General features: G+C 66.2%; 22 protein-coding genes. 13 read left to right on the forward strand and 9 right to left on the reverse strand.

Annotation, left to right across the window (positions count from 1 at the left end; all coding sequences use genetic code 11):
• The first annotated feature begins 222 nt into the window (after window positions 1–222).
• The 4 genes from pnp to ACQR10_RS01705 all read left to right on the forward strand — a co-directional run bounded on the left by pnp (window position 223) and on the right by ACQR10_RS01705 (window position 4,843).
• Window positions 223–2,379: a polyribonucleotide nucleotidyltransferase gene (gene pnp, locus ACQR10_RS01690; RefSeq protein ID WP_315803936.1), complete on the forward strand. Its 2,157-nt coding sequence runs from the start codon at window positions 223–225 to the stop codon at window positions 2,377–2,379.
• 146 nt (window positions 2,380–2,525) lie between these two features.
• Window positions 2,526–2,996 carry a GNAT family N-acetyltransferase gene (locus ACQR10_RS01695; RefSeq protein ID WP_316215366.1) on the forward strand — a complete coding sequence of 157 codons (471 nt, stop codon included), beginning with the start codon at window positions 2,526–2,528 and terminating at the stop codon, window positions 2,994–2,996.
• A 115-nt stretch (window positions 2,997–3,111) separates the two neighbouring features.
• On the forward strand, window positions 3,112–3,951 hold the full coding sequence (locus ACQR10_RS01700) for a hypothetical protein (RefSeq protein WP_316215367.1): 840 nt from the start codon (window positions 3,112–3,114) through the stop codon (window positions 3,949–3,951).
• A gap of 76 nt (window positions 3,952–4,027) precedes the next feature.
• The gene (locus ACQR10_RS01705) at window positions 4,028–4,843 is read left to right on the forward strand and encodes a hypothetical protein (RefSeq protein ID WP_434911755.1); all 816 of its coding nucleotides are present in this window, start codon (window positions 4,028–4,030) and stop codon (window positions 4,841–4,843) included.
• Between the two features lie 18 nt (window positions 4,844–4,861).
• Here ACQR10_RS01705 and ACQR10_RS01710 read toward each other — a convergent pair whose 3' ends face one another.
• The 4 genes from ACQR10_RS01710 to fabA all read right to left on the reverse strand — a co-directional run bounded on the left by ACQR10_RS01710 (window position 4,862) and on the right by fabA (window position 9,842).
• Window positions 4,862–6,847, reverse strand: coding sequence for an autotransporter outer membrane beta-barrel domain-containing protein (locus ACQR10_RS01710; RefSeq protein ID WP_434911756.1), 1,986 nt, complete (start codon window positions 6,845–6,847; stop codon window positions 4,862–4,864).
• A gap of 226 nt (window positions 6,848–7,073) precedes the next feature.
• Entirely contained in the window at window positions 7,074–7,874 is an 801-nt protein-coding gene (gene fabI / locus ACQR10_RS01715) for an enoyl-ACP reductase FabI (protein ID WP_315803941.1), read from the reverse strand.
• A 146-nt stretch (window positions 7,875–8,020) separates the two neighbouring features.
• The gene (gene fabB / locus ACQR10_RS01720) at window positions 8,021–9,244 is read right to left on the reverse strand and encodes a beta-ketoacyl-ACP synthase I (protein ID WP_316215370.1); all 1,224 of its coding nucleotides are present in this window, start codon (window positions 9,242–9,244) and stop codon (window positions 8,021–8,023) included.
• Between the two features lie 76 nt (window positions 9,245–9,320).
• The gene (gene fabA / locus ACQR10_RS01725; RefSeq protein ID WP_316215371.1) at window positions 9,321–9,842 is read right to left on the reverse strand and encodes a 3-hydroxyacyl-[acyl-carrier-protein] dehydratase FabA; all 522 of its coding nucleotides are present in this window, start codon (window positions 9,840–9,842) and stop codon (window positions 9,321–9,323) included.
• Window positions 9,843–10,297: 455 nt separating this feature from the next.
• Between fabA and irrA the strand changes: the two genes are divergently transcribed.
• Window positions 10,298–10,768, forward strand: coding sequence for an iron response transcriptional regulator IrrA (gene irrA, locus ACQR10_RS01730; RefSeq protein ID WP_316215567.1), 471 nt, complete (start codon window positions 10,298–10,300; stop codon window positions 10,766–10,768).
• A gap of 107 nt (window positions 10,769–10,875) precedes the next feature.
• Here the strand turns inward: irrA and ACQR10_RS01735 are convergent, their stop codons facing one another.
• Complete coding sequence (locus tag ACQR10_RS01735; protein ID WP_315803980.1) at window positions 10,876–11,361, reverse strand: SH3 domain-containing protein; 486 nt, start codon at window positions 11,359–11,361, stop codon at window positions 10,876–10,878.
• A gap of 413 nt (window positions 11,362–11,774) precedes the next feature.
• Between ACQR10_RS01735 and ACQR10_RS01740 the strand changes: the two genes are divergently transcribed.
• Entirely contained in the window at window positions 11,775–12,776 is a 1,002-nt protein-coding gene (locus ACQR10_RS01740) for a 2-hydroxyacid dehydrogenase (protein WP_315803944.1), read from the forward strand.
• A 127-nt stretch (window positions 12,777–12,903) separates the two neighbouring features.
• On the opposite strand, the gene ACQR10_RS01745 is transcribed toward ACQR10_RS01740, so the two are convergent.
• Window positions 12,904–13,833 (reverse strand): LysR family transcriptional regulator, encoded by a 930-nt coding sequence (locus ACQR10_RS01745; protein WP_315803945.1) that lies wholly within the window; start codon window positions 13,831–13,833, stop codon window positions 12,904–12,906.
• Window positions 13,834–13,955: 122 nt separating this feature from the next.
• Here ACQR10_RS01745 and ACQR10_RS01750 point away from each other — a divergent pair, with 122 nt between their 5' ends.
• The gene (locus ACQR10_RS01750) at window positions 13,956–14,960 is read left to right on the forward strand and encodes an aldo/keto reductase (RefSeq protein WP_316215372.1); all 1,005 of its coding nucleotides are present in this window, start codon (window positions 13,956–13,958) and stop codon (window positions 14,958–14,960) included.
• A gap of 252 nt (window positions 14,961–15,212) precedes the next feature.
• On the opposite strand, the gene ACQR10_RS01755 is transcribed toward ACQR10_RS01750, so the two are convergent.
• Window positions 15,213–16,016 carry a HesA/MoeB/ThiF family protein gene (locus ACQR10_RS01755; protein WP_315803981.1) on the reverse strand — a complete coding sequence of 268 codons (804 nt, stop codon included), beginning with the start codon at window positions 16,014–16,016 and terminating at the stop codon, window positions 15,213–15,215.
• Between the two features lie 151 nt (window positions 16,017–16,167).
• On the opposite strand from ACQR10_RS01755, the gene ACQR10_RS01760 reads away from it, so the two are divergent.
• Window positions 16,168–17,520: a peptidoglycan-binding protein gene (locus ACQR10_RS01760; protein ID WP_316215373.1), complete on the forward strand. Its 1,353-nt coding sequence runs from the start codon at window positions 16,168–16,170 to the stop codon at window positions 17,518–17,520.
• A gap of 452 nt (window positions 17,521–17,972) precedes the next feature.
• Complete coding sequence (locus ACQR10_RS01765) at window positions 17,973–18,776, forward strand: ParA family protein (RefSeq protein ID WP_316179014.1); 804 nt, start codon at window positions 17,973–17,975, stop codon at window positions 18,774–18,776.
• 252 nt (window positions 18,777–19,028) lie between these two features.
• On the opposite strand, the gene ACQR10_RS01770 is transcribed toward ACQR10_RS01765, so the two are convergent.
• Both ACQR10_RS01770 and mutM read right to left on the reverse strand, forming a co-directional pair.
• On the reverse strand, window positions 19,029–19,502 hold the full coding sequence (locus ACQR10_RS01770; RefSeq protein WP_315803949.1) for a cyclic nucleotide-binding domain-containing protein: 474 nt from the start codon (window positions 19,500–19,502) through the stop codon (window positions 19,029–19,031).
• 78 nt (window positions 19,503–19,580) lie between these two features.
• Window positions 19,581–20,462 (reverse strand): bifunctional DNA-formamidopyrimidine glycosylase/DNA-(apurinic or apyrimidinic site) lyase, encoded by an 882-nt coding sequence (mutM, locus tag ACQR10_RS01775; RefSeq protein WP_316215374.1) that lies wholly within the window; start codon window positions 20,460–20,462, stop codon window positions 19,581–19,583.
• 105 nt (window positions 20,463–20,567) lie between these two features.
• Between mutM and ubiE the strand changes: the two genes are divergently transcribed.
• The 4 genes from ubiE (at window position 20,568) to dut (ending at window position 24,990) form a co-directional block, all read left to right on the forward strand.
• The gene (gene ubiE / locus ACQR10_RS01780; protein WP_315803951.1) at window positions 20,568–21,329 is read left to right on the forward strand and encodes a bifunctional demethylmenaquinone methyltransferase/2-methoxy-6-polyprenyl-1,4-benzoquinol methylase UbiE; all 762 of its coding nucleotides are present in this window, start codon (window positions 20,568–20,570) and stop codon (window positions 21,327–21,329) included.
• Complete coding sequence (ubiB, locus tag ACQR10_RS01785) at window positions 21,326–22,900, forward strand: 2-polyprenylphenol 6-hydroxylase (protein ID WP_315803952.1); 1,575 nt, start codon at window positions 21,326–21,328, stop codon at window positions 22,898–22,900. Before ubiE ends, ubiB begins: the two co-directional genes overlap by 4 nt.
• 207 nt (window positions 22,901–23,107) lie before the next feature.
• Window positions 23,108–24,535 carry a bifunctional phosphopantothenoylcysteine decarboxylase/phosphopantothenate--cysteine ligase CoaBC gene (gene coaBC, locus ACQR10_RS01790; protein ID WP_434848395.1) on the forward strand — a complete coding sequence of 476 codons (1,428 nt, stop codon included), beginning with the start codon at window positions 23,108–23,110 and terminating at the stop codon, window positions 24,533–24,535.
• Window positions 24,532–24,990, forward strand: a complete 459-nt coding sequence (gene dut / locus ACQR10_RS01795; protein WP_316179005.1) for a dUTP diphosphatase — start codon at window positions 24,532–24,534, stop codon at window positions 24,988–24,990. The genes coaBC and dut overlap by 4 nt, the downstream gene beginning before the upstream one ends.
• The last annotated feature ends 73 nt before the right edge of the window (window positions 24,991–25,063 follow it).

The following is a 25,063-nucleotide window of genomic DNA, read 5'->3' on the forward strand; positions in this document are numbered from 1 at the left end:
TGATCCGACCAGGACCATGCAGTACGCTTCAGCAGCAATCCGGCCGCTGGGCGTGACGGGCAAGGTGCCCGTTATTTACGAGAAGGATGGACGCCATCCGAAATAAGAAAACCATGGCAGGATCGCAGGCCGCTGATCGCATTCCAGCGCCCCGCAATCTTGCGCATGGTTTTTTTGTTTCTGGGGAGTCCGCCTTCGATCATCTCATGAAAGAAGATACCCATGTTTACCAAGCATTCCGTCGAGATCGACTGGGGTGGGCGTCCGCTCAAGCTGGAAACCGGCAAGATCGCCCGCCAGGCTGACGGCGCCGTCGTCGCCACCTATGGCGAGACCGTCGTGCTCGCGACCGTCGTCGCCGCCAAGGCGCCGCGGGAGGGCGTCGACTTCCTGCCCCTGACCGTCGACTATCAGGAAAAGACCTACGCCGCGGGCCGCATTCCCGGCGGCTATTTCAAGCGCGAGGGCCGTCCGACCGAGAAGGAGACGCTGGTCTCCCGCCTGATCGACCGCCCGATTCGCCCGCTGTTCGTCGATGCCTGGCGCAACGAGACCCAGGTGATCGTGACCGTGCTGTCGCACGACATGGAGAACGATCCGGACATCGTGGCGCTGGTCGGCGCGTCGGCAGCGCTGACCTTGTCGGGCGTTCCGTTCAAGGGCCCGATCGGCGCGGCCCGCGTTGGCTTCGCCAATGACGAATATATCCTCAATCCGACCCTCGACGAGATGGCCGACACCCAGCTCGACCTGGTGGTCGCCGGCACCTCGGACGCCGTGCTGATGGTGGAATCGGAGGCCAAGGAGCTCAACGAGGACATCATGCTCGGTGCGGTGATGTTCGGTCACCGTCACTTCCAGCCGGTGATCAACGCGATCATCGAGCTCGCCGAAAAGGCCGCCAAGGAGCCGCGCGACGTCGCGATTATCGACAACGCCGCGATCGAGAAGGAGATGCTCGGGATCGCCGAGCAGGACCTGCGCACCGCCTACGCGATTCCGATCAAGCAGCAGCGCTATGCTGCCGTCGGCGCCGTCAAGGAAAAGGTGATGGCCTACTTCTTCCCCGAGGGGCAGGAGCCGAAATACGACAAGCTCCGTATCGCCGCCGTGTTCAAGGAGCTCGAGGCCAAGATCGTCCGCTGGAACATCCTGGACACCGGCAAGCGGATCGACGGCCGTGACGCCAAGACCGTGCGTAACATCGTCTGCGAGGTCGGCGTGCTGCCCCGCGCCCACGGTTCGGCGCTGTTCACCCGCGGCGAAACCCAGGCGCTGGTCGTGACCACGCTCGGCACCGGCGAGGACGAGCAGTACATCGACGCGCTGTCGGGGACGTACAAGGAGACGTTCCTGCTGCACTACAACTTCCCTCCCTACTCGGTCGGTGAGACCGGCCGTCTCGGCGGCACCAAGCGCCGTGAGATCGGCCACGGCAAGCTCGCCTGGCGCGCCATCCACCCGGTGCTGCCGCCGCACCACGAGTTCCCCTACACGACTCGCGTCGTGTCGGAGGTGACCGAGTCCAACGGTTCGTCGTCGATGGCGACCGTGTGCGGCTCCTCGCTGGCGCTGATGGATGCCGGCGTGCCGCTGAAGCGGCCGACCGCGGGCATCGCGATGGGTCTGATCCTGGAAGGCAGCCGCTTCGCCGTGCTGTCCGACATCCTCGGCGACGAGGACCATCTCGGCGACATGGACTTCAAGGTCGCGGGCACCGAGAGCGGCATCACCTCGCTGCAGATGGACATCAAGATCGAGGGCATCACCGAGGAGATCATGCGGGTTGCGCTGGGTCAGGCCCGCGAAGGCCGCATCCACATCCTGGGCGAGATGTCCAAGGCGCTGACCGCCGCGCGCGCCGAGCTCGGCGAATACGCGCCGCGCATCGAGACCTTCAAGATCCCGACCGACAAGATCCGCGAAGTGATCGGCACCGGCGGCAAGGTGATCCGCGAGATCGTCGAGAAGACCGGCGCCAAGGTCAACATCGAGGACGACGGCACCGTGAAGGTCGCCTCCAACGACGGCGAGGCAATGAAGGCCGCCATCAAGTGGATCAAGTCGATCGCCTCCGATCCGGAGGTCGGCCAGATCTATGACGGCACCGTCGTCAAAGTGATGGAGTTCGGCGCCTTCGTGAACTTCTTCGGCACCCGCGACGGCCTCGTGCACATCTCGCAGCTGGCCGACAAGCGCGTGCAGAAGACCACCGACGTCGTCAAGGAAGGCGACAAGGTCAAGGTCAAGCTGCTCGGCTTCGACGACCGCGGCAAGACCCGGCTGTCCATGAAGGCGGTCGACCAGACCACCGGCGAGGATCTCGAGGCCAAGCAGAAGGACGCGCCCGCCGAGGCGCGCGAAGCCGCCGGCGAGTAAAGCCGGGGCACCCTTCGAGTGAAACACAAAGGGCGGCTTTCGAGCCGCCCTTTTTTGTTGTCCTATCGGTCGCACACCCTCGCGCGTCCCAGGTCATGGCTGCGGATGCAGAGGCCAGGCCGTCACCCCGCTTCAGGTCACCCCACATGCACCATCCTGTCATCCGCCCCGCTCGCCCGGACGAATACGACGCCATCGCGAGGCTCTGGATGGAGAGCTGGTGCTCGACCGGGCTGGAGCGCCCGAGCGACACGCTGCTGAGCCTGCTGAAGGAGCGCGTGCCGCGCGAGATGGAGGGTGGCTGGAGCCTCTATGTCGCTGATGACGGCGGCCAGCTCGCGGCGATGCTCGCGATCAACGTGCCCCTGCTCTATCTCGACCAGCTGATGATCGCCCCGTCGCATCAGGGCCGCTCGCTCGGCCGCCGCCTGCTCAGCTTCACGCGCGAGCTGCTGCCCGACGAGGTCTGGCTGCGTTGCGCTGAAGGCAACGAGAAGGCGTGGCGCTGGTACGAACGCGAGGGCTTCGTGCTGGAAAAGAAGCAGGCTGATCCGCTGCACGGCCGCATCATGAAATATTATCGATGGAGGCGTGGCGACCGGGCGGCGGACTCATGATCGCGGAGCGTGCAAGCGCTGATCTTGCGCGCGTCGGCCGGAAACCGTTGCGTGCGCCGTCGCGGGCGAACTAAGTTCGGGTTCCCGCTCGCTTCGTTGATCTCGAACCTCCGCCATGTCCGCACCGCTCCTGCTGATCCCCCGTCTTGCGCTCGTCGGTCTCGCTGCTGCCTTCACAACTGCGGCTTGGGCCCAGGCTCCGTCGACGATGACAGCCCCGGCCAAGGCCGCGCCCGCCGCCAAGAAGTCCTCGGGAAAGAAGCCGGCGGCGAAGCCGATCGCTGTTGAAAGCGGTCCCTGCCGGCTGGGCGTCATTGCCGCGCTCGGCGACCAGCTCGCCGTCAGCAAGTTCGGCCTCACGGTGTTCGAAACCGAAGAGGACGAGGTCACCCTGCCAGGTTGGGGACTGGACGACCTCGCCGTGGCGCGCGTGCGTGCGGCGACCGCCGGCGATCCGACCGTCCGCAGGGTCGGCTATCCCAAAGGCGCGTTCGAGCAATACTACCATCCGACGTCGCGCTTCCTGCCCGATCCGAAGGAGAGCCTGACCTCGATCGTGCGCAACGTCACCACGAATGCCAACTGCGAACGCTACCTCGTGGTCACCAGGTTCGAGGCGACCATTCCCAACACCACCCTGAGGCTCAGAGGCATCGGCGCTTACAATCAGGGCCTCGGATCACTCATCCGGCACTCGCACCTGTTCGCGAACGTCAACATCACGCTGATCGACGGCCATTCCTATGAGAAGATCGGCTCCTTCTCGGCGGATACCGGTGCGCGGCTGGCCGAGACCATGAGGCTCACCGAGGATCCCCTCAACAAGCTCGACAATGCTGACTTCCCCGAGCCTCTTGCCGCCGCAGCCAACAGCACCGTGCTACGCGAACGCCTGCGCAGCCTGGTCGCGGCGAAGCTCGATCGCGACCTGCCGAGCTACCTGAAGATCGAATGAACCGTCGCCCGCTGTCATACGCCTCCAACGGGCTTCACCGTCCGCATTCTTTTCTCCCAGCCAACGAGTTTTCCCAGTGACGATTTCACGCCGGCTCGCGCCGCTGCTCATGGCCGTGCTCTGGTCTGGCACCAACGCCCTGGCGCAATCGTCACCGCCGCCGCTGAGCGCCAAGCCTGCTGCAAGGCCGGCGGCCGGCGTTGCCAAGGCTGCCAAGCCGGTAATGGCCGTCCGCGAAGGCGGACCGTGCGAGGTCGGGGTCATCTCAGCGCTCGGCGATGTTTTCACGGTGCAGAAGAACGGCATGACCCGTCTGGGCAACGAGTACGCCGAAGTGCCGGTGTCCTGGGGTTTCGACGATCTCGTCTACGCGCGCGTGAAGGCAGCCCAGGGTGATGCCGGGATCCGCCGCATCAGCGTCCCCAAAGGAGCATTCGATTCGTTCTATCAGTCGCCCCCGGTCAAGGCCGAGAACGGGAAGCTCACACCCATCGTCAGGAGGGTGGCCGGTTCGGCGGGGTGCGCTCGTTACCTCGTGATCACCCGCCGGACCGACAGCGAACCCTCGACGAACGACGAGGTCACCGGCGTCGGCGTGGTCAATCGGGGCGAGGGTTTTGGCCGGATCAGCCACGTCTTCATCATGATCGATATCCAGCTCTATGACGGCGCGACATTCGAGACGCGCGAGCCTGCCACGAGTTCCAAGGCGCTGCTCTCACGGCTGACGTCCGGCGTCGGACCGCCGTCTCATGCCGGCGACGTCGACAACTCCGCATTTCCCGCCTCGCCGCCGGATGCCGCGAACAACAACGTGCTGCGTGACATGGCGCGCTCGATGCTCAAGTTCCGGCTCGACCAGCGCCTGCCGGCTTATTTTGGGCGCGAATAGAACCATCAGCTCGGCGCGTCACAGCCTGATCTTCAGCACCACATGGCCTGACTGCTGGACGAGGCCGGACGGCGTCGCGTTGATGCCGTAGCGAACGCTGAGGTCGAGGCGATCGTTGCCCGCAGCGACAAGACCAAGCCCCGCCGAGTAGACCCAGGGCGACAGGCCGAGGCCACGGGTGACGAAGCCGTCGCCGCCGCCGGAGAAGGCGGCGCCGATCTGCAATGCCTGGTTCAGCGCGTTGTAGCCGACGCCGACATCGCTGATCAGACGAACCTGCGTTGTCGGCGCATAGACCGCTTTCAGCTGCGCCGTCGTCACGAATTCCTGATAGACCTGAGGATCGACGTCGAGGCTGAAACCGCCGGCACCGCTTTCCCGATAGGAGCCGCTGCGAACCGTGCCGTAGTCCAGGCGCAGTGCAGGAACGAGCGCGAGGTCGTCTCGCAGCGGAATGCGGGTCTTGATGCCCGCACCGGCGTGGCCGCTGTAGGAACGATAGCTGCCGCCGGCGGACGCACCCATGAAGTTCAGTGACCGGCTTTCGCCGTTGTCGCTCGATCCGCCGTCGAGCTGATAGTCGAAGGTGACATCAGAACTGACGGCGTAGGCCCCATAGAGCCCGAGCTGATAGGAGGCGAGACCGAGACGGTTTGGCAGCGCATCGTCGCTTCCGCTGATCGTGTGATGAGAATAGCCAAGAACGCCGCCGATGATGGCGCGGGACGAGACGGCCACATCGGCGCCGAGCGCCAGACCCGCGCCGACGGCACTATACCCCGGAACGCCATCACGTCCTGTCTGCTGCGCGGTGCCGCCGAGAGGCTGCATCCAGACATTGCGGCCAGCAGCCCAGCCGGTGCTGCTGACCTCATCGAGCCTGTTGGTCATCGTCTGCCGGAAGGCCTGCTGGCTGACATAGGTTGCCTGCGACGCCGCCCCGGTCAGCACCGGCAGCGTCTGCTTGACGGCGGCACTGAGCGAGGGACCGCTGAGATTGTCGAGCGCGGCAAATCCCGAGACCATCGATCCGCTCCAGCCGGCCGACGTCATCGACAGCCGGTACAGCACGTCGGCGGCTTCCAGGCCGACGCGGCCGCCGGCCGACCGAAGCGCAGTGCCATAGGGCTGGATCAGCGACATCGTCGCCAGATCGCCGGTCATGCTTCCCGTGAGATCATACGTCGAGGTGACCATCTGCGCATTCGACGCATTGCCGCTCATCGCGCCATAGAGGCTGGTCAGGCTGCCACGCGACAGCGTATTGAACAGCACGCTTCCCTCCGGGGTGACCGAGCCGAGCAGGGTGAAGCCACCGGCCGTGCTGCCCGTCGGCGCGACGCCCGCGCCCCAGAAATAGCCGTTCTGATAGTTGGTGATGACGAAGCGGCCCGGCGCCTGCGTGCCGAACAATGTCGGACTGACGATCCGCCACGGCGTGCCGGCGGTCCATGCCCATTGCGGGACGGAGTTGGCCGGCACCGGTGCTGACGGCGGCGGCGTGAAGGTCGCGGGATCATAGGGCAGCATGTAGGCCCAATGCGTCGCCAGCAGGCTGTCGCCGGTGATCATCTGCATTTCCATGCTGGTCACGCCGTTGACGTTGCGCATATAGCCGAGCCCGACGGTCGCAGTGCCGCCGCCGGTCGGCGTGAACAGCATGGTGATCTGGCCGCTGGTGGTGACGAAGCCCTGGATGGTCGAGGTGTCCGTCAGCAGCGCCGGGCCGATCCTGAGCTGCGCGACGCTGGTGCCGGTGAAGGCGCCGTTGGTCGCGGTGCCCAGGGTCCACAACGTCTGGTCACCGATCGGGACCGGATTGGAGAAGCCCGTCTTCGGCGACAGGTAGGCGAGCAGTTGCGCCGTCGGCACATACCAGTTGGTGTTGGAGATCGTGGAGTCCCAGACGCTCGATTGCGCCTTCGCCGGCCCTGCGCCCCCTGCCGCAAGCACGATGCCGGTCATCGCGCAGAGAGCGATGACACGGACTTTCGAACGCAGCATCAATCGCCCCCACGACTTGTCTTGCTGCCGGCGCGAGCGTCTGGCTGACGGCCGCGGCCGATGCACCGGTCATGATGCATCGCAGCGTCATCGCAACAGCCAACCGCAAGAGTTGCGCCAATGCCTCCTGATTAGCCGTTCAGGAACATTGTCTTCAACTGGGAAAATTTGGGTCGATCGGAGGACGGAGTCTCGCGCCCCCCGATACCGCCGATGCGCGCGGAGGTCAGTCCGCCTTGAGATCCTCGGGGCGCGGCATCGAGATCACGTTATATCCAGAGTCGACGTAGTGGATCTCGCCGGTGACGCCACCGGACAGCTCCGACAACAGATACAGCGCGGAGCCGCCAAGCTCCTCCAGGGTCACGCCGCGGCCGAGCGGCGAGTGCTTCTGCTGGAACGCGAACATGAAGCGGGCGTCGCCGATGCCCGAGCCCGCCAGCGTGCGCACCGGGCCGGCCGAGATCGCGTTGACGCGGATGCTGCGGCGGCCGTAATCGGCGGCAAGATAGCGCACCGAGGCTTCCAACGCGGCCTTGGCGACACCCATCACGTTGTAGTTCGGCATCACGCGGTTGGAGCCGTCGAAGGTCAAGGTGATCATGCTGCCGCCGCTCTCCGGCATCAGCTCGGCGGCGCGCTTGGCGATCTCGGTGAAGGAGAAGCAGGAGATCAGCATCGTGCGCGCAAAATTCTCGCGCGAGGTGTCGGCATAGCGGCCCTTGAGCTCGTTCTTGTCCGAGAAAGCGACGGCGTGGACGATGAAGTCGAGCCCGCCCCAGGCTTCGCGCAGCGAAGTGAACACGCCATCGACGCTGGCGATGTCCTCGACGTCGCAAGGCAGCACGTGCTTGACGCCGAGCTCGTCGGCCAACGGGCGGACGCGCTTGCCGAGCGCGTCGCCCTGATAGGTGAAGGCCATCTCGGCGCCATGCGCAGCCAGCGTCTTGGCGATGCCCCAGGCGATCGAATGGTCGTTGGCGATGCCCATGACAAGCCCGCGCTTGCCCTTCATCAGACCCTGCATGATGTCTCTCCTTCGTCATGCCGGGATCGGCCCAGCCAGGATGATCGTTCCGCCTTCGAGACGCCAATGGCCGGACATCGGTGCGAAGAAGGAGCTTCGCGCTGCTGCCCGGCCATGATGCCGACGAAACCAGTGCTATTGAAATCTTAAGCGTCGAGCTGCTTGAACACCAGCGTCGCGTTGGTGCCGCCGAAGCCGAACGAGTTCGACAGCACGGTGCCGAGCTTGGCGTTGTCGATGCGCTTGCGCACGATCGGCATGTCGGCGAAGGCGGGATCGAGCTCGGTGATGTTGGCGCTCTCGCAGATGAAGCCGTTCTTCATCATCAGCAGCGAATAGATCGCCTCCTGGACGCCGGTGGCGCCGAGCGAGTGGCCCGTCAGCGCCTTGGTCGCCGCGATCGGCGGGCACTTCTCGCCCGAGCCGAACACCTTGCGGATCGCCTCGATCTCCGGCGGATCACCGGCAGGCGTCGAGGTTGCGTGCGGATTGATGTAGTCGATCTTCGTCTTCACCGTCGACAGCGCCATCTGCATGCAGCGCTCGGCGCCCTCGCCCGACGGCGCGACCATGTCGTAGCCGTCCGAGGTCGCGCCATAGCCGACGATCTCGCCATAGATCTTGGCGCCGCGCGCCTTGGCGCGCTCGAGCTCTTCCAGCACCAGGACGCCGGCGCCGCCGGCGATGACGAAGCCGTCGCGCGTGACGTCATAGGGCCGCGACGCGGTCGCGGGCGTGTCATTGTGCTTCGACGACATCGCGCCCATCGCGTCGAACAGCACCGACAGCGTCCAGTCGAGCTCCTCGCAGCCGCCGGCGAACATCACGTCCTGCTTGCCGTACTGGATCATCTCGTAGGAATTGCCGATGCAATGATTGGACGTCGCGCAGGCCGAGGAGATCGAGTAGTTGACGCCCTTGATCTTGAACCAGGTCGCCAGCGTCGCCGAGGCCGTCGACGACATCGCCTTCGGCACGGCGAACGGACCGACGCGCTTCGGGCCCTTGGTGCGGGTGATGTCGGCCGCTTCCACCAGTGTGCGCGTCGAGGGCCCGCCGGAGCCCATGATGATGCCGGTTCTGACGTTGGAGACGTCGGTCGGCTCCAACCCGGAATCGAGGATGGCCTGCTCCATGGCGACGTGATTCCACGCGGCGCCCTCGCCGAGGAAGCGCATGGCGCGGCGGTCGACCACGTCCGCGGGATTCAGCGTCGGCGCGCCTTGCACCTGCGAACGAAACCCAAGCTCGGCATATTTCTCAGCACGGGAGATGCCGGACTTCGCCTCGTACAGGCTGGCAAGCACCTCCTGGGTGTTGTTGCCGATCGATGAGACGATGCCCATGCCCGTGATGACAACCCGCCTCATGATGTCCGCCTCACCTTGCTCGTGTGTTGTGTTGCAGTCGTGCCTGCTGCACTGTCTGTGGTCGCAGCCTGCCGGTTCAAGTCGGCGCGGCGTCCTGCTTGAACAGGCCGACCTTCAGGTCCTTGGCGCGATAGATAATCTCGCCATCCATCGAAAGCCACCCGTCGGCAATACCGAGCACCAGCTTTGAGCGCATCACGCGCTTGATGTCGACGTTGTACACAACCTTGCGGGCGGTCGGCAGAACCTGGCCGGAAAACTTGAGATCGCCGAGGCCCAGCGCGCGGCCGCGCCCTGCGCCGCCGGTCCAGCCGAGGTAGAAGCCGACCATCTGCCACATCGCATCGAGGCCGAGACAGCCCGGCATCACCGGATCATTCTTGAAATGGCAGCCGAAGAACCAGAGATCCGGCTTCACGTCGAGCTCGGCGCGGACGACACCCTTGCCGTACTCGCCGCCGGTCTCGGAGATCTCGACGATCCGATCGAACATCAGCATCGGCGGCAGCGGCAGTTGCGCATTGCCGGGGCCGAACAGCTCCCCGCGGCCGCAGGCCAGCAGGTCCTCGTATTCATATGCGCTGCGCCGATCCAGCATGCTTGGTGGCCTTTCTCAACGATCCCCGGTGGAATTTGTGCCGCGCGACATGGACCCTTCCCGCGCGCCGCCCCCTTCCGCGCCGCGCTGGCCGGTCATCGCGTCGGCACGAAGGCTGGGCCATCGCACCTGGCGAACATGACCGCTGTCGGCGGCGGGCTTAACGACGCCTGGATTCGCGCACATGGCCATCACGGCCGCCGGCGCTCACCATGGCAGGGCAAATCGGGTCCGGGCGCTCTCTAACATAGAGGATTGCGGCGTCAATGCGCGTATCCAGGTAAATCGACGCAGCACCGGGGCCCGCGCCCGAACCGGGCGGCAAATGCAGTTTAGGGGCGTTCTAGATACGTTAGTTGCGATAAGCTTGCATCTGAATGGGTTTCTTCCTATATCAGTTGTGGATGAGAGCGAATTGTGCGGTGCTTGAAGTGGATGTCAGCAACAACGCCTCGATGAATGGTCATGATCGCGGCAACCCGGATCTCGGGAACGGCCGGCAGCCGGCACTCAATGGCTGCCCATGGCACGACGTCAACGAGATGCTGCAGGCGGCCGGGCTGCGCCCGACTCGCCAGCGCATGGCCTTGGGCTGGCTGTTGTTCGGCAAAGGTGCGCGGCATCTGACCGCCGAAATGCTCTATGAGGAAGCGACGCTGGCCAAGGTTCCGGTCTCGCTCGCCACGGTCTATAATACGCTGAACCAGCTGACCGACGCCGGTCTGCTGCGCCAGGTCAGCGTTGACGGCACCAAGACCTATTTCGATACCAACGTCACCGCCCACCATCACTTCTATCTCGAGAACAACCACGAGCTGGTCGACATCCCTGACCAGCATCTGGCGTTGTCGAAGCTGCCGGAGGCGCCCGAAGGTTACGAGATCGCCCGGATCGACATGGTCGTCCGGCTGCGCAAGAAGCGTTGAGCCTCCGGAACATCGTCATAGAAGCATCATGCCCGCAGCCGCTGCGGGCATTTTTGTGTCGGGCGCGCGTCAGGACAGAGGTCAGCGCATGGTGCTGACCTGGGCCTTCAATTAACCTGCTCGTCGGCGTAGACGCCCCACAGCCGCTGCTGCTGGATCCAGCCTTCGAAACCATTGCCGAGCACGTGGCACCAGCCGTTGCCGCATTTCTTCACTTGCGCGACGACGCCGGCCTGCAGCCGCGCGGTGACCCCGCTCGTGGCGTCGGCGCTCTCGTAGATTGGGGCGAGATCGTCCTTGTTCTTCATCGTGACCACCGCCGTGCGGCGCCCCGACAGCAAGGAGTGATAGACCCACCCCTCCGAGCCTTCGGAATCGCGCACGCGGCGCCAGTTCTCATATTCCGCGGTGATCTCGACCGGCAGGCCGGAGCGCGTATAGACCCAGGCCACGTCGTTGTCCTTGGTCGGACCGGCGCGAACGTTCACATGATCCGACTTCAGGCTGACATAGCGCGGCACCGGCAGGCCGCTGGTGGTGAGAACGGAGTCCTTCGCCGCAACGCGGCCCCTGCCGACGGCAACGTCGAACAGACAGACCAGCAGCACCACGACAGCACCCAAACGCCACAACGTCGATTTACTCAACTTACTCTCCCTCGAAAGGATCGACCCGCGCTCCGATCAAAGCGGATTGCGTTGCGATCCTTCGCCCGATCCCCATCGAACCGCCCGGCTGCCCCCCTTCGTGCTCGGAGAGGGCTTGCCGAAAGCGCCAGTCCCGACCCGCCGTTGGCTTCTTGTCTTGGCCCGGCCTTCTGCTAGACAGGACCGAACACAAGCGGCCAGGAAGCGCCTGAGAATCGCTCGCGAAGCCCTGTCAGGGACGGATCGGCCCACCTGCGAGATCCGACACGACCAGTCCAGGGAAGCGCCGCTCTCAGGCGACGACGGTAGTTTCGGCGAACCCGGTTAATGAGGTCTGAAGGATCTCATGAGAGCAGCACATGTCAGGTAGGAAAAAGCCCCTCGTCGTGGTGACACGCAAGCTGCCGGACTCGGTCGAGACCCGCATGCGCGAGCTGTTCGACGCCAGGCTCAATCTCGACGACGAGCCGATGAGCCAGGAGCAGCTCGCCGACGCCGTGCGCACCGCCGAGGTGCTGGTTCCGACGGTCACCGACCACATCAGCGCCGACATTCTCAATCAGCCCGAGTGCAAGCTGCGCATGATCGCCAACTTCGGCAACGGCGTCGACAACATCGACGTCGCCGCGGCGGTGGCGCGCGGCATCACCGTCACCAACACGCCGAAGGTCCTCACCGAGGACACCGCCGACATGACCATGGCGCTGATCCTCGCCGTGCCGCGGCGGCTGATCGAGGGCGCCTCGGTGCTCACCGAGGGCAAGAACTGGGCGGGCTGGTCGCCGACCTGGATGCTCGGCCACCGCATCGGCGGCAAGCGGCTCGGCATCATCGGCATGGGCCGCATCGGCCAGGCGGTGGCGCGGCGCGCCCGCGCCTTCGGCCTGCAGATCCACTATCACAACCGCCGACCGGTCGCGCCGGTGATCGCCGACGAGCTCGGCGCCACCTATTGGGAGAGCCTCGACCAGATGCTGGCGCGGATGGACATCATCTCGGTCAACTGCCCGCATACGCCGGCGACGTTCCATCTCCTGTCGGCGCGCCGGCTGAAGCTGATCCGCAAGGACGCCTACATCGTCAACACCGCGCGCGGCGAGGTGATCGACGAGGAGACGCTGACGCGGCTGATCGAAGCCGGCGACATCGCCGGCGCCGGCCTCGACGTGTTCGAGCACGAGCCGGCGGTGAACCCGCGCCTGGTGCGGCTCGCCAAAGCCGGCAAGGTGACCCTGTTGCCGCACATGGGCTCGGCCACGATCGAGGGCCGCGTCGAGATGGGCGAGAAGGTCATCATCAACATCAAGACCTTCCTCGACAACCACCGCCCACCGGACCGCGTGCTGCCGAGCATGCTGTAGGCCGACCAGCCATCTCAGCAATCGGTGTCGACCCTGCGAACGCAGGACCCATACCGCGCGATGTCTGAAAACGGGCGCGCGGCTGATCGCGCATAACGTATTCAGTTCGGTGGCTATGGATCCCGGCTCAAGGCCGGGACGACAGCTCGGTCCGGCCGCCCGCCCGCTTCCGCCACTCGCCGACGAAAGACACGAACGCTGCCAGCGCCGGCGGTGGTTGGCGTCGGCTCGGATAATACAGATACGGCCCGGGGAACGGCGGACACCAATCGTTGAGCACGCTGACGAGGCGGCCATCCGCCAGCGCATCACGCACATGTCCTTCGAAGGTCGCCCAATAGCCAACGCCGTCACAGGCGGCACGGAAGGCCAGACCGAGCTGGACCGCGATCAGCCGAGCCGGCGGCGCGATCCTGATCACCTGCCCGTCCTTCTCGAACTCCCATTCCAGCATCGCACCGGACGAGAAGCGCGTCCGAATGCAGCCATGCTGCAGCAGGTCGCGCGGATGCGCGGGACGGCCATGCTGCGCAACATATTGCGGTGAGGCGACGATGGCGTAGCGCTGCGTTTCGCCGAGCGGTACGGCGATCATGTCCTGCGCCAGGTGCTCGCCATAGCGCACGCCGGCATCGAACCCGGCCTGCACGATGTCGACAAAGCCGCTGTCGGCGACGATCTCGAGCTCGATCAGCGGATAGGCCTGAAGGAACGGCGCGACCATCGGCGCCAGCACCAGATCGACCGCAGGCGGCGGCGCATTGATGCGCAGGCGTCCCGCCGCGACCTGCTGCTGGCCGCGCACCTGATGGATCGCCGCTTCGATCTCGGACAGCGCAGGCTCGAGCCGTGCCAGCAGCGCCTCGCCGGCCTGCGTCAGGCCGACGCTTCGCGTGGTCCGGTTGAGCAGCCGGACGCCGAGCCGCTGCTCCAGCTCCTTGAGCCGCTGGCTGAGGCTGGATGCCGCGAGCCCCTGCTCGCGCGCGGCGCGGCGGAAATTGCCGCTGCGAGCCACGGCAGCAAAGGCTTGAAGATCACGGAGGTCCGGCTCGCTCATTGTTCGACATGCTGAACAGTCCATTCGGAATTGTCCAGCTTTTCGAACCGCGGAAATCCGCCGATATCCGCGTTGTCCGGGCGGACCAGCAGGCCGCCTGCGCCAGCAAGAGGAGATTGATCATGCAAACCCGCCAACTCGGCTCGACCGGCCCCGAGGTTTCGGTCATCGGACTAGGCTGCATGGGCATGTCGGACTTCTACGGCCCCACCGACCGGTCCGAGAGCATCGCCACCATCCACGCCGCGCTCGACGCCGGCATCACGCTGCTCGACACCGGCGACTTCTACGGGATGGGCCACAACGAGATGCTGATCCGCGAGGCGCTGGCCTCGGCCGGTCCGCGCAACGTGCAGATCTCCGTGAAGTTCGGCGCGCTGCGCGGCCCCGACAGGAGCTGGCTCGGCTATGACAGCCGGCCCGAGGCCATCAGGACCTTCCTGTCCTATTCGCTGCAGCGGCTCGGCGTCGACGCCATCGACATCTATCGCCCGGCGCGGCTCGATCCCAAGGTGCCGATCGAGGAGACCATCGGCACGATGGCCGAGCTGAAACAGGCCGGCTACATCCGGCATATCGGGTTGTCGGAGGTCGGTTCCGAGACGATCCGCCGGGCGCACAAGGCGCACCCGATCGCGGATCTGCAAATCGAATATTCGCTGATCTCGCGCGGCATCGAGAGCGACATCCTGCAAACCTGCCGCGAGCTCGGCATCGGCATCACCGCCTACGGCGTGCTGTCGCGCGGACTGATCAGCGGCCACTGGTCGAAGGACCGCGCCAATGCCGCTGATTTCCGTGGCCATTCGCCGCGTTTCCAGGGCGACAATCTCGACCGGAATCTTACCCTCGTGGACACGCTGCGCAGCATCGCCGACGAGGTCGGCGCCACGCCGGCGCAGGTCGCGATCGCCTGGGTGGCCGCGCAGGGCAACGACATCGTCCCGCTGGTCGGCGCCCGCCGCCGCGACCGCCTCGACGAGGCGCTCGGCGCGCTCTGCGTCAAGCTCACCGAAGTGCAACTCGCTGCGCTCGACAAGGCCTTCCCGATTGGCGTCGCGGCAGGCGAACGCTATCCGGAGTCGCAGCTGGTCCACATGGACAGTGAGCGCGGGAAGCGAATGTGAGCCGAGACCGGGCAAGCCCCTCGGCGTCGTCCCGGCGAACGCCGGGACCCATATCGCGTGACGTCTGAAACGGGCAGGCCGTCAATTCCGCGCGCCTCATCACGTTCACGGAGTATGGATCCCGGATCGGCGCCGCGCCGACGCTATCGCGTCGCCCCGGCTTGTCCGGGACGACAGCGGAGAGTGAGGCGAGAGTCTCTCAACTCATGACCGACAACTAGATGCGTGGCGGCCTCTCGGCTCACGCACACCTCACTTTCGGTGCGCACTCAAATCCGCAATCACAGGCCCGTCGCCATTCAACGGGTTCGCCGGATCGCGCCCGTAGCGCAGCGTCTCGAACCGCATCGTGCGCGCGTCCAGCATCAAGAGCCGTCCCACCAGACCCTCGCCGAAACCGACGATCTCCCGGATCGCCTCCAGCGCCATCATCGATCCCAGCATGCCGGCGAGCGCGCCCATGACGCCGGCTTCCGCGCAGGCCGGCACCGTGCCCGGCGGCGGCGGCTCGGGGAACAGGCAGCGATAGGTCGGATTGAACTGGCCCTTCTCGTTCCGCTCATGCGCGCGGATCGTCGTCAGCGACGCATCGAAAGTCCCGAGCGCGCCGGTGATCAGCGGCTTCTCGGCCAGGAAGCAGGCGTCGGAGACGAGATAGCGCGTGTCGAAATTGTCGGAGCCGTCGAGCACGAGGTCATAGCCGCCGATCAGATCGAGCGCGTTGTCGGCATTGAGCCAGCTTCGATGCGCCACGACGCTCACATGCGGATTGAGCGCATTGATGCGCTCGGCGGCGCTCTCGACCTTGGGCCTGCCGATGTCGGGGGTCGCATGGATGACTTGGCGCTGCAGGTTCGACAGCGATACGACGTCGTCGTCGACCACGCCGATCGTGCCGACGCCGGCGGCGGCGAGATACATCAGTGCCGGCGCGCCGAGGCCGCCTGCGCCGACCACCAGCACCGCGGCGCGCTTCAGCGCCGCCTGACCGGGACCACCGACATCGCGCAGCACGATGTGACGGGCATAGCGCTCCACTTCTTCGTCGCTCAGCATCGTTACACCGTCCTTCCGCCGCCGCATCGCTGTCAGCCCATTGCCGGCCCATGGCGAAGACGGCGGATCTCCGCACTGAACCCTCGCCGGATTGTGACCGACCAAGCAGATGTGCTTATTTGGCGGCGCGGCAAGAGCATCGGGATTTGTCATGAGACGGCTGGCCACGGCAACCTTCATCTGCGGGATCGCCGCGTGCGCGTCGGTGCAGGCACAGACGCCCACGATGCCCGGCGCCAAGCCCAAGCCCGTCGCGACCCAGCCTGCGCGCCCGGGCGTGCAGGCTCCCGCCGACACCGCCAATGCGATGAGCCAGGCCGAGCGGCTTGCGCTGCAATCCGATCTTGCCTGGGTTGGCCAATACAATGGCGCCATCACCGGCGACGTCAGCGAGCGCATGGTCAATGCGATCAAGGAGTACCAGAAGCTATCCGGCGGCAAGCCGACCGGCGTGTTGAACCCGCAGGAGCGCGCCGTGCTTGCCGACACCGCGCGCCGCAAGCAGGAGGGCGTCGGCTGGAAGCTCGTGACCGAGCCGGTCAGCGGGGCCCGGCTCGGCATCCCGACCAAGCTGGTGCCGCAGCAGACCAGCGACGGCAACGGCTCGAAATGGACATCGCCCACCGGCACCGTGCAGGTCGTGCTGTCGCGCCGCAAGGAGGCCAACCCGACCACCGCGGCACTGGCCGACCGTGAAAAGAAGGAAGCCGGCCGCACCGTCGACTACAGCGTGGTGAAGCCCGACTTCTTCGTGCTCTCGGGCCTGCAGAACCTGAAGAAGTTCTACATCCGCGGCACCTTTCGGGGCGACGAGGTGCGCATCCTGACCATCCTCTACGACCAGGCGACCGAGAACACGGTCGAGCCGGTCGTGATCGCGATGTCGAGCGCCTTCACCGCGTTCCCGTCGACATTGGCCGCGCAGCCCGCGCCACGGCGCCGCGTCGATTACGGCACCGGCATCGTCGCCACCCAGGACGGCGCCATCATCGCCGATCGCGAGGTGACCGACGGCTGCGTGGCAATCACCATTCCCGGGTTCGGCCATGCCGAGCGCGTGGCCGAGGACAAGGAGCGCGGCCTGGCGCTGCTGCGCATCTACGGCGGGCGCGGCCTGAAGCCGCTGGCGCTGTCGGGCGGCAGTGCGAAATCGTCGGTCGACATCGTCGGCATCGCCGATCCGCAGAGCCAGGGCGGCGGTGCCGCGATCAGCACCGTCAAGGCGCAGCTCGCCGCCAACGGCACCGGCGACGCCTCGCTGGCGCCGGCGCCCGGGCTCGGCTTTTCCGGAGCGGCAGCGCTCGACGGCGACGGCAAGTTCGCCGGCGTCACCTTGCTCAAGCCCGGCGTCCTCGCGGGCACGGCACTGATCCCATCGACACAGGTCGTGATGGTCAGCGCCGATGCGACGCGTGCGTTTCTCGCCTCGCATGGTGTCAAGCCCGACGGAACCTCGCTCGACGCCAAGGCGGCCACGGTGCGCGTGATCTGCGTGCGGAAGTAGAGCCTGCGCCAAACCGGTTCGGCATCGCCGATCGTGCCGCTGTGCACTGCGGCGCGGCAGCGTTTACGCAATGTTAAGCATGTCGTTTTAGAAAAAATTAAGGGCCCAACGGCGGCCGGCGGGGATCGGACGTGCAGCATCGCGACTGCATGGGATGATGCTCGGCGATGCCGATCGCTCGCCCGCGGCTCGCTGCCGCTCAACTTCCTAGCACCTTGCTATCAACTCGGAACGGCTCCCGCCGTAGTCAACCGGTCTGTGCAGGCACAGGCCGAGCGTGAGATAGTTCGAACAGTTTTGTCGGCGTGCTGATTCGGACCACCGCGATCCCTCTGTTAGTCGGATCGGGCCGGGACTGTCCTGAGCGAGAATAGCTCCGCACCGCGCAACCGCGATGCACTCAGCTTTGGCGTTCTCATAAGTTCCGTCAACATCCGAAGGACTGTCTCCCGATGTACACGATCGTTTTGGCCACGCAGAAGGGCGGCAGCGGCAAGAGCACGCTGGCGATTGGTCTGGCCGTGGCCGCGCAGCAGGCCGGCCACAAGGTGCGCGTGATCGAGACCGATCGTCAGGGCACGCTGACCAAATGGCAGGCGCGCCGCGCCGCGGGCGAGCCGATCGTCGAAGCCGGCTACGACGCCAAGATGATCGAGCCTCGCCTCGAAGCGCTGGCCCGCGACGGCTTCACTGTCTGCGTGATCGACACCGGGGCCGGCATCACGGCGTCCACGACGGCCGCGATCCGCCACTGCGATCTGTGCCTCATTCCGGCGCGTCCGAGCGTCGCCGACATCGAAGCGACAGCACCGACCTTGAGCATCGTGCGCGCCTGGCGCAAGCCGTTCGCCTTCGTGCTCAACCAGGCCCCGATCCGCGGCGGCCATCGCGTCACCGATGCGACGACGGCGCTCGACGCCGACGCGCCACGCGACATCGCGGAGGTGCTGGCGCAGCCCTTCATCATGATGCGCAACGACCACCAGGACGCGCTCGCCGCCGGTCTCGGCGTCAGCGAGTTCGATGCGGCCGGTAAATCGGCGCAGGAGATTCGCAGCCTGTGGCGCTGGACCGCCGGCAAGCTTGCAGGCGATCACGTCATGCACGACGCGGGCGAACTGAAGGACGCGAGCGAGCACGCCGAGGTCGAATTCCCGATCATGCTGACGCCGCCCACCGAGGAAGCGAAACTGCCGGTGGCGCGGGTGTATCCGACCTGGGCCGACAACGGCATCAACTGGAAGGCGGGATTGTAGTCCTCGTTAGTTAGACCCGAGCTTCTGCCGCGACGGCGGTGCGCTCCCTGGCCCCGCTCTTGCGGCGAGAGGGTTGGGGTGAGGGGCAGACGCGGGGCAGACACGCGGGAAGTGTTCGTGGTGAGACCTGTACCCCCTCACCCGGATTGCATCTCACGATGCAATCGGACCTCTCCCCGCAAGCGGGGCGAGGTTAAGGAGTAGCCCAGCCGTAGATCGAGCACGCTTCGCACTGCTTCGCCGCCCGCTCGCCTACCGCGACCCACCCTCCCGCATCTTGATCCGCGCATCGGCGCGACGCAGGCGGCGGCACAGCTCGCGATTGATGTTCTGCAGCACGATCACGTAGGCGTGGATGTCAGCCTTGTAGAAGGCATACAGCTTTTGCGCCGTCAGCTCGTACAGCACGGTCGGCGCTTCCGCGACCACGGTGGCCGATCTGTTCTGCATGTCGAGCAGGGTCATCTCGCCGAAGAAATCCCCGGGCTCGAGACGCGACATATGGATCGCGGCACCCGTCTCCAGGCGCTCACTGACCTCCAGCGTACCGCTATGCACGACGAACATCGAGCGCCCCGCCTCGCCTTCGGCGACGACCACGGCGCCCTTGTCGAAGCGCCGCTCGACCAGCATCGAGACCAGCAGATCGAGGCTCGCATCAAGCAGGCCGCCGAAGAACGGCGTCGCGAGCAGAAATGCTTTCAGGTCGGGCGAGCTGACAGCCATGGCGGCAGTATACGCCCACTCCCGTCCGCCACAAGCAGACCGGGGATGGCCGGCCGTGCCGGCTCCTCGGCCGCGACATCACTTCTGGCACTTCGGGCACCAGAAGGTCGAGCGGCCGTTCTGCACGAAGCGCTTCACCACGCCGCTGCAGCCGTCCGTCCGGCATGGCTCACCCTCGCGGTCATAGACCTGGAACGAATGCTGGAAATAGCCGAGTTCGCCTGATGTCTGGCGGTGATCGCGCAGCGACGAGCCGCCGGCGCGGATCGCCTCGTTGAGCACGGCGTGGATCGCCTCCACCAGACGCGTGGCGTGATCCGTGGGCTCGCCCTTCTTCGTTGCCAGCGTCGCCGCCAGACGCCGCGGCGACAGATGGGCGCGAAACAGCGCCTCGCAGACATAGATGTTGCCGAGCCCGGCGACCACGCGCTGGTCGAGCAGCGCGGCCTTCAGGCTGGTCTTCTTGACGGCACAGGCGCGCGCCAGCATCGCGGCATCGAATTCATTGCCGAGCGGCTCCGGCCCGAGGCCCTTCAGATGCGGCTCGGTCTCGATGTCGCCGCGGCCGATGATCTTCATGAAGCCGAAGCGGCGCGGATCGTTGAAGACGATGTCGGCGCCCGACGACATGTGAAACACGACATGGTCGTGCACGCTGTCCTTGCCGCGCGGATAGTGAAACTCGCCCGGCGTCTCCTCGTGCTCCGGCTTGATCACCCGGAACGAGCCGGACATGCCGAGATGCATCAAGAGCACGTCGCCCGAGCCGAGGTCGGCCAGCAGATATTTGGCACGCCGGCCGAGCCCGGTGACGGTCTGGCCCTGCAGGCGCTTGGCAAAATCGGGCTGAAACGGAAACCTGAGATCGCCGCGCCGGGCCTCGGCCTTGACGATGACAGCGCCTTCCATGACCGGCTGCAACCCGCGCCGGACGGTCTCGACTTCGGGCAGCTCAGGCATCCCTGCTCATTTCACCTTTTGCATCCGCGACCATTCACCTTGTCCGGCTGACGTGATAGCGCCTTGGCCGCATCAGCGCTATGGTGCCGTATCGGAGTAAGGGTGATGGATCAGCCGGACCAAACCACTCATTTCGGCTTCAGGGACGTGCCTCTGGGCGAGAAGCAGACGCTGGTGAACGACGTGTTTCACAGCGTGGCGCAGCGCTACGACCTGATGAACGACCTGATGTCGGGTGGACTGCACCGCGTCTGGAAGGACATCATGATCAACACGCTGAATCCGCCGAAGAGCGATGCGCCGTTTGCGCTGCTCGATGTGGCCGGCGGCACCGGTGACATCTCCTTCCGCGCCGCCAGGAAGGCCGGCGCCGGCTTCCATGCGACCGTGTGCGACATCAACGGAGACATGCTCGAGGTCGGGCGCCAGCGCGCCTACAAGCTGGGTCTCGACGACCGGGTCGATTTCGTCGAGGGCAATGCCGAGAAGCTCGCCTTCCCCGACCGCTCGTTCGACGCCTATACGATCGCCTTCGGCATCCGCAACGTGCCGCAGATCGAGCTGGCGCTGGCCGAGGCATTCCGCGTGCTCAAGCATGGCGGCCGCTTCCTGTGCCTGGAGTTCTCCACCGTCGAGATGCCAGGGCTAGACAAGCTCTATGACCTGTTCTCCTTCAACGTGATCCCGCAGCTCGGCCGCGCCGTTACCGGCGATGCCGAGTCCTACCGCTACCTCGTCGAATCCATCCGCCAGTTTCCGCGGCCCAACGCCTTCGCCGAGATGATCTCGGCGGCCGGCTTCTCCCGCGTGTCCTGGCAGACTCTCTCCGGCGGCATCGTCGCGCTTCATTCCGGCTGGCGTTTGTGATCTCCGCACTCACCCACATTACGCGGCTCGCCCGGGCCGCCCTGGTGTTCGCGCGCGAGGGCGTGTTCGGCGCCGTCGATCCGAGCCTGGCGCCGCCGCCGGGCCAGCTCGCGCTGAAGCTGGCGCGGCTCATCGAGCGCCCCGGCGCCAAGTCCGGGCCAAGGTTGTCGCGCGCGCTGGAGCGGATGGGCCCGGCCTATCTCAAGCTCGGCCAGTTCCTGGCGACCCGGCCCGACGTCGTCGGCGTCATCATGGCGCGGGATCTCGAATCGCTGCAGGACCGGCTGCCGCCGTTCCCGCAGGCCGAGGCCGAGGCCGTCATCGCCACCGCGCTCGAACGCCCGATCAGCCAGCTGTTCACGCATCTCGGTCCGCCGGTCGCCGCCGCCTCGATCGCGCAGGTGCATCGCGGCGAGGTCGAGCGCGACGGCATTCGTCGTCCGGTCGCGGTGAAGGTGCTTCGGCCGAACGTCGCTGCGCGCTTCCGCCGCGACCTCTCCGATTTCTTCTTCGTCGCCGAAAAGGCCGAGGCGCATTCGTCGGAGGCGCGGCGGCTGCGGCTGGTCGAGGTCATCAACACGATGTCGCGCTCGGTCGCGATGGAGATGGACCTTCGCCTGGAGGCCGCTGCGCTCTCCGAAATGGCGGAGAACATCAAGGACGATCCGGATTTCCGCGTGCCCGCGGTCGACTGGGACCGGACCGCCAACACCGTGCTGACGATGGAGTGGATCGACGGCATCGCGCTGAACGATCACGCCCGGCTCGCGGAGGCGAATGTCGATCTGCCCGACGTCGGCCGCAAGGTGATCCAGAGCTTTCTCCGCCACGCCCTGCGCGACGGCTTCTTCCATGCCGACATGCATCCGGGCAACCTGTTCCTGGACCAGCAGGGACGGTTGGTCGCGGTCGATTTCGGCATCATGGGCCGGCTCGGGATGAAGGAGCGGCGCTTCCTGGCCGAGATCCTGCTCGGCTTCATCACCCGCGACTATCGCCGCGTCGCCGAAGTACATTTCGAGGCCGGCTACGTGCCGCCGCATCATTCGGTGGAGAATTTCGCACAGGCCATCCGCGCCATCGGCGAGCCGATCCATAACCGCACGGCCGAAGAAATCTCGATGGCCAAGCTCTTGACCCTGCTGCTCGAGGTCACCGGCCTGTTCGACATGCGCACCCGGCCCGAGCTGATCCTGCTGCAGAAGACCATGGTGGTGGTCGAGGGCGTCGCGCGCGGCTTCGATCCCAAGCTCGACATCTGGAAGGTCGCCGACCCCGTGGTGCGCGAATGGATCGAGCGCAATCTCGGGCCGATCGGCCGGATCGAAGGCGCCGTCACCGGCATCGGCGAGCTGGCCCGGCTGACCGCGACCCTGCCACTACTCGCCGCCCGCGCTGCCGCCGTGCTCGAGCACATGGAGACCATGACCCGCGACGGCCTCCGCCTGTCGCCCGAGACCATCGCCGCCATGGGCCGCACCGAAGGCAAGAAGAGCCGCTGGCGCGCGATCGCGCTGTGGGTCATCGCGCTGACCTTCATCGGCATTTTGTTCGCGGTGCTCAGGCTGTAGATTCGTAGGGTGGGCAAAGGCGCAGCCGTGCTGTCTCGTCGTACGAGATGGCGGTGATGCCGTGCCCACCGTCTCACCCTGGAGCCTGCCGATCGACGGTGGGCACGCTGCCGCCTACGGCGGCCGCTTCGCCCACCCTACATTGATTGCACTGCGATCAATTTCTGCTAGCATTGCTTGCATCTGGACCCTGCTGGGGAGGCGGACATGGCCAGCCTGACCATCCGCAAGCTCGACGACTCGCTCAAAACCTATCTACGACTGCGCTCGGCGCAGAACGGGCGCTCCGTCGAGGAGGAAGTCCGGGTCATCCTGCGCGCGCTGATCGAGCCGGTCGATCCGTCCGAGCCGACGACGGCAGCACCAGCTCCAGCCGCTCTGCCTGAGCCTGGTCTCCCTCAGCCCGGCGCCGCCCGTGAAGCGCGCGTCACCCTGATCATCGGCGGCGGCATCGCGGCATACAAGTCGCTCGACTTGATCCGCCGTCTGAAGGAACGCCACATCCGCGTCCGCTGCGTGCTGACCAAGGCGGCGACGCAGTTCGTCACCGAGTTGGCCGCGTCAGCGCTGTCGGGCGACCGCGTGTTCACCGATCTGTTCGACGCGCGCAGCGAGTTCGACGTCGGCCACATCCGCCTCGCGCGCGACTGCGACCTGATCGTGGTCGCGCCGGCCACCGCCGACCTGATGTCGAAGATGGCGCACGGCGCCGCCGACGACCTCGCCAGCGCCATCCTGCTCGCGGCGAGCCGGCCGATCCTGCTGGCGCCGGCGATGAACCCGATGATGTGGAGCAACCCGGCCACGCGCCGCAACGCCGCCACCCTGCAGCGCGACGGCGTCCAGATGATCGGCCCCAACGCCGGCGAGATGGCCGAGAAGGGCGAGGCCGGCGTCGGCCGCATGGCCGAGGCCATCGAGATCGCGGACGCCGTCGTCGCCATGCTCAAGCCGCCGACGCCGCGCCCGCTCGCCGGCCGCCGCGTGCTGATCACGGCCGGACCGACGCACGAGCCGATCGATCCGGTGCGCTACATCGCCAACCGCTCCTCCGGCAAGCAGGGCTTTGCGATCGCCGCCGCCGCGCAGGCCGCCGGCGCCGACGTCCGGCTGATCGCGGGGCCGGTCGAGCTCGCCGATCCCAAGGGCGTCAACGTCACGCATATCGAGTCGGCACGGCAGATGCTGGAAGCGGTCGAGGCCGAGCTGCCGGCCGACGTCGCGATCTTCGCCGCGGCGGTGGCCGACTGGCGCGTCGCCAATGAGGGCGGCCAGAAGCTGAAGAAGACGGACAAGGCGATTCCGCCGCTCACGCTGGTTGAGAATCCCGACATCCTCGCAACGATCTCGAAGCTCAAAGACAAGCGGCCAGGTCTCGTGATCGGCTTCGCCGCCGAGACCGAGCACCTGATCGACAACGCGAAGGCCAAGTTCGCCCGCAAGGGCTGCGACTGGATCGTCGCCAACGACGTCTCGCCTGCGACCGGCGTGATGGGCGGCGACCGCAACACCGTGCATCTCTTGACGAAGGACGCCGATGGCGTCCATGTCGCGTCCTGGCCGATCATGACCAAGGACGAGGTCGCGACGGCGCTCGTTGCCGAGATTGCCAGAACCATGGGACCCGTTGCGTGACACAGACGATCGCGATCGACGTGCAGATCCTGCCGCATGGCGAAGGCCTGCCGCTGCCGGCCTATCAGACCGCACATGCCGCGGGGCTCGATCTGCTCGCCGCGGTTCCGGCCGATGCACCGCTCGTCCTTGCGTCAGGCGGCCACGCGATGGTGCCGACGGGATTGTCGATCGCGCTGCCCGACGGCTACGAGGCCCAGGTGCGGCCGCGTTCGGGGCTCGCTGCACGCCACGGCGTCACGGTGCTGAACGCACCGGGCACGGTGGACGCGGACTACCGCGGCGAGATCTGCGTGCTGCTGATCAACCACGGCAAGGAACCGTTTACGATCCGTCGCGGCGAGCGCATCGCGCAGATGGTGATCGCCGCCGTGGTGCGCGCCGAGCTCAGCCTCGCGACAAGCTTGACGACGACCGCGCGCGGCAGCGGCGGCTTCGGCTCGACGGGCCGTTGAACTACGGGCTTGCCACTGTTCCGACTCGAAAGAGTCGATCGGCGGACGCATTTTCCTCAGGCGCAACCACCGT

It is taken from the genome of Bradyrhizobium sp. HKCCYLRH2060, from assembly GCF_051168135.1.
GTDB lineage: Bacteria > Pseudomonadota > Alphaproteobacteria > Rhizobiales > Xanthobacteraceae > Bradyrhizobium.

Bases quoted from the DNA above. Each gene is read 5' to 3' on its own strand.
- pnp (WP_315803936.1), top strand. From the start codon at position 223: ATGTTTACCAAGCATTCCGTCGAGATCGACTGGGGTGGGCGTCCGCTC.
- ACQR10_RS01695 (WP_316215366.1), top strand. From the start codon at position 2,526: ATGCACCATCCTGTCATCCGCCCCGCTCGCCCGGACGAATACGACGCC.
- fabI (WP_315803941.1), bottom strand. From the start codon at position 7,874: ATGCAGGGTCTGATGAAGGGCAAGCGCGGGCTTGTCATGGGCATCGCC.
- ACQR10_RS01740 (WP_315803944.1), top strand. From the start codon at position 11,775: ATGTCAGGTAGGAAAAAGCCCCTCGTCGTGGTGACACGCAAGCTGCCG.
- ACQR10_RS01710 (WP_434911756.1), bottom strand. From the start codon at position 6,847: ATGCTGCGTTCGAAAGTCCGTGTCATCGCTCTCTGCGCGATGACCGGC.
- ubiE (WP_315803951.1), top strand. From the start codon at position 20,568: ATGGATCAGCCGGACCAAACCACTCATTTCGGCTTCAGGGACGTGCCT.
- ACQR10_RS01770 (WP_315803949.1), bottom strand. From the start codon at position 19,502: ATGGCTGTCAGCTCGCCCGACCTGAAAGCATTTCTGCTCGCGACGCCG.
- fabB (WP_316215370.1), bottom strand. From the start codon at position 9,244: ATGAGGCGGGTTGTCATCACGGGCATGGGCATCGTCTCATCGATCGGC.
- ACQR10_RS01765 (WP_316179014.1), top strand. From the start codon at position 17,973: ATGTACACGATCGTTTTGGCCACGCAGAAGGGCGGCAGCGGCAAGAGC.
- ACQR10_RS01750 (WP_316215372.1), top strand. From the start codon at position 13,956: ATGCAAACCCGCCAACTCGGCTCGACCGGCCCCGAGGTTTCGGTCATC.
- ACQR10_RS01755 (WP_315803981.1), bottom strand. From the start codon at position 16,016: ATGCTGAGCGACGAAGAAGTGGAGCGCTATGCCCGTCACATCGTGCTG.
- coaBC (WP_434848395.1), top strand. From the start codon at position 23,108: ATGGCCAGCCTGACCATCCGCAAGCTCGACGACTCGCTCAAAACCTAT.
- mutM (WP_316215374.1), bottom strand. From the start codon at position 20,462: ATGCCTGAGCTGCCCGAAGTCGAGACCGTCCGGCGCGGGTTGCAGCCG.
- fabA (WP_316215371.1), bottom strand. From the start codon at position 9,842: ATGCTGGATCGGCGCAGCGCATATGAATACGAGGACCTGCTGGCCTGC.
- ACQR10_RS01700 (WP_316215367.1), top strand. From the start codon at position 3,112: ATGTCCGCACCGCTCCTGCTGATCCCCCGTCTTGCGCTCGTCGGTCTC.
- ACQR10_RS01760 (WP_316215373.1), top strand. From the start codon at position 16,168: ATGAGACGGCTGGCCACGGCAACCTTCATCTGCGGGATCGCCGCGTGC.
- irrA (WP_316215567.1), top strand. From the start codon at position 10,298: ATGAATGGTCATGATCGCGGCAACCCGGATCTCGGGAACGGCCGGCAG.
- ACQR10_RS01745 (WP_315803945.1), bottom strand. From the start codon at position 13,833: ATGAGCGAGCCGGACCTCCGTGATCTTCAAGCCTTTGCTGCCGTGGCT.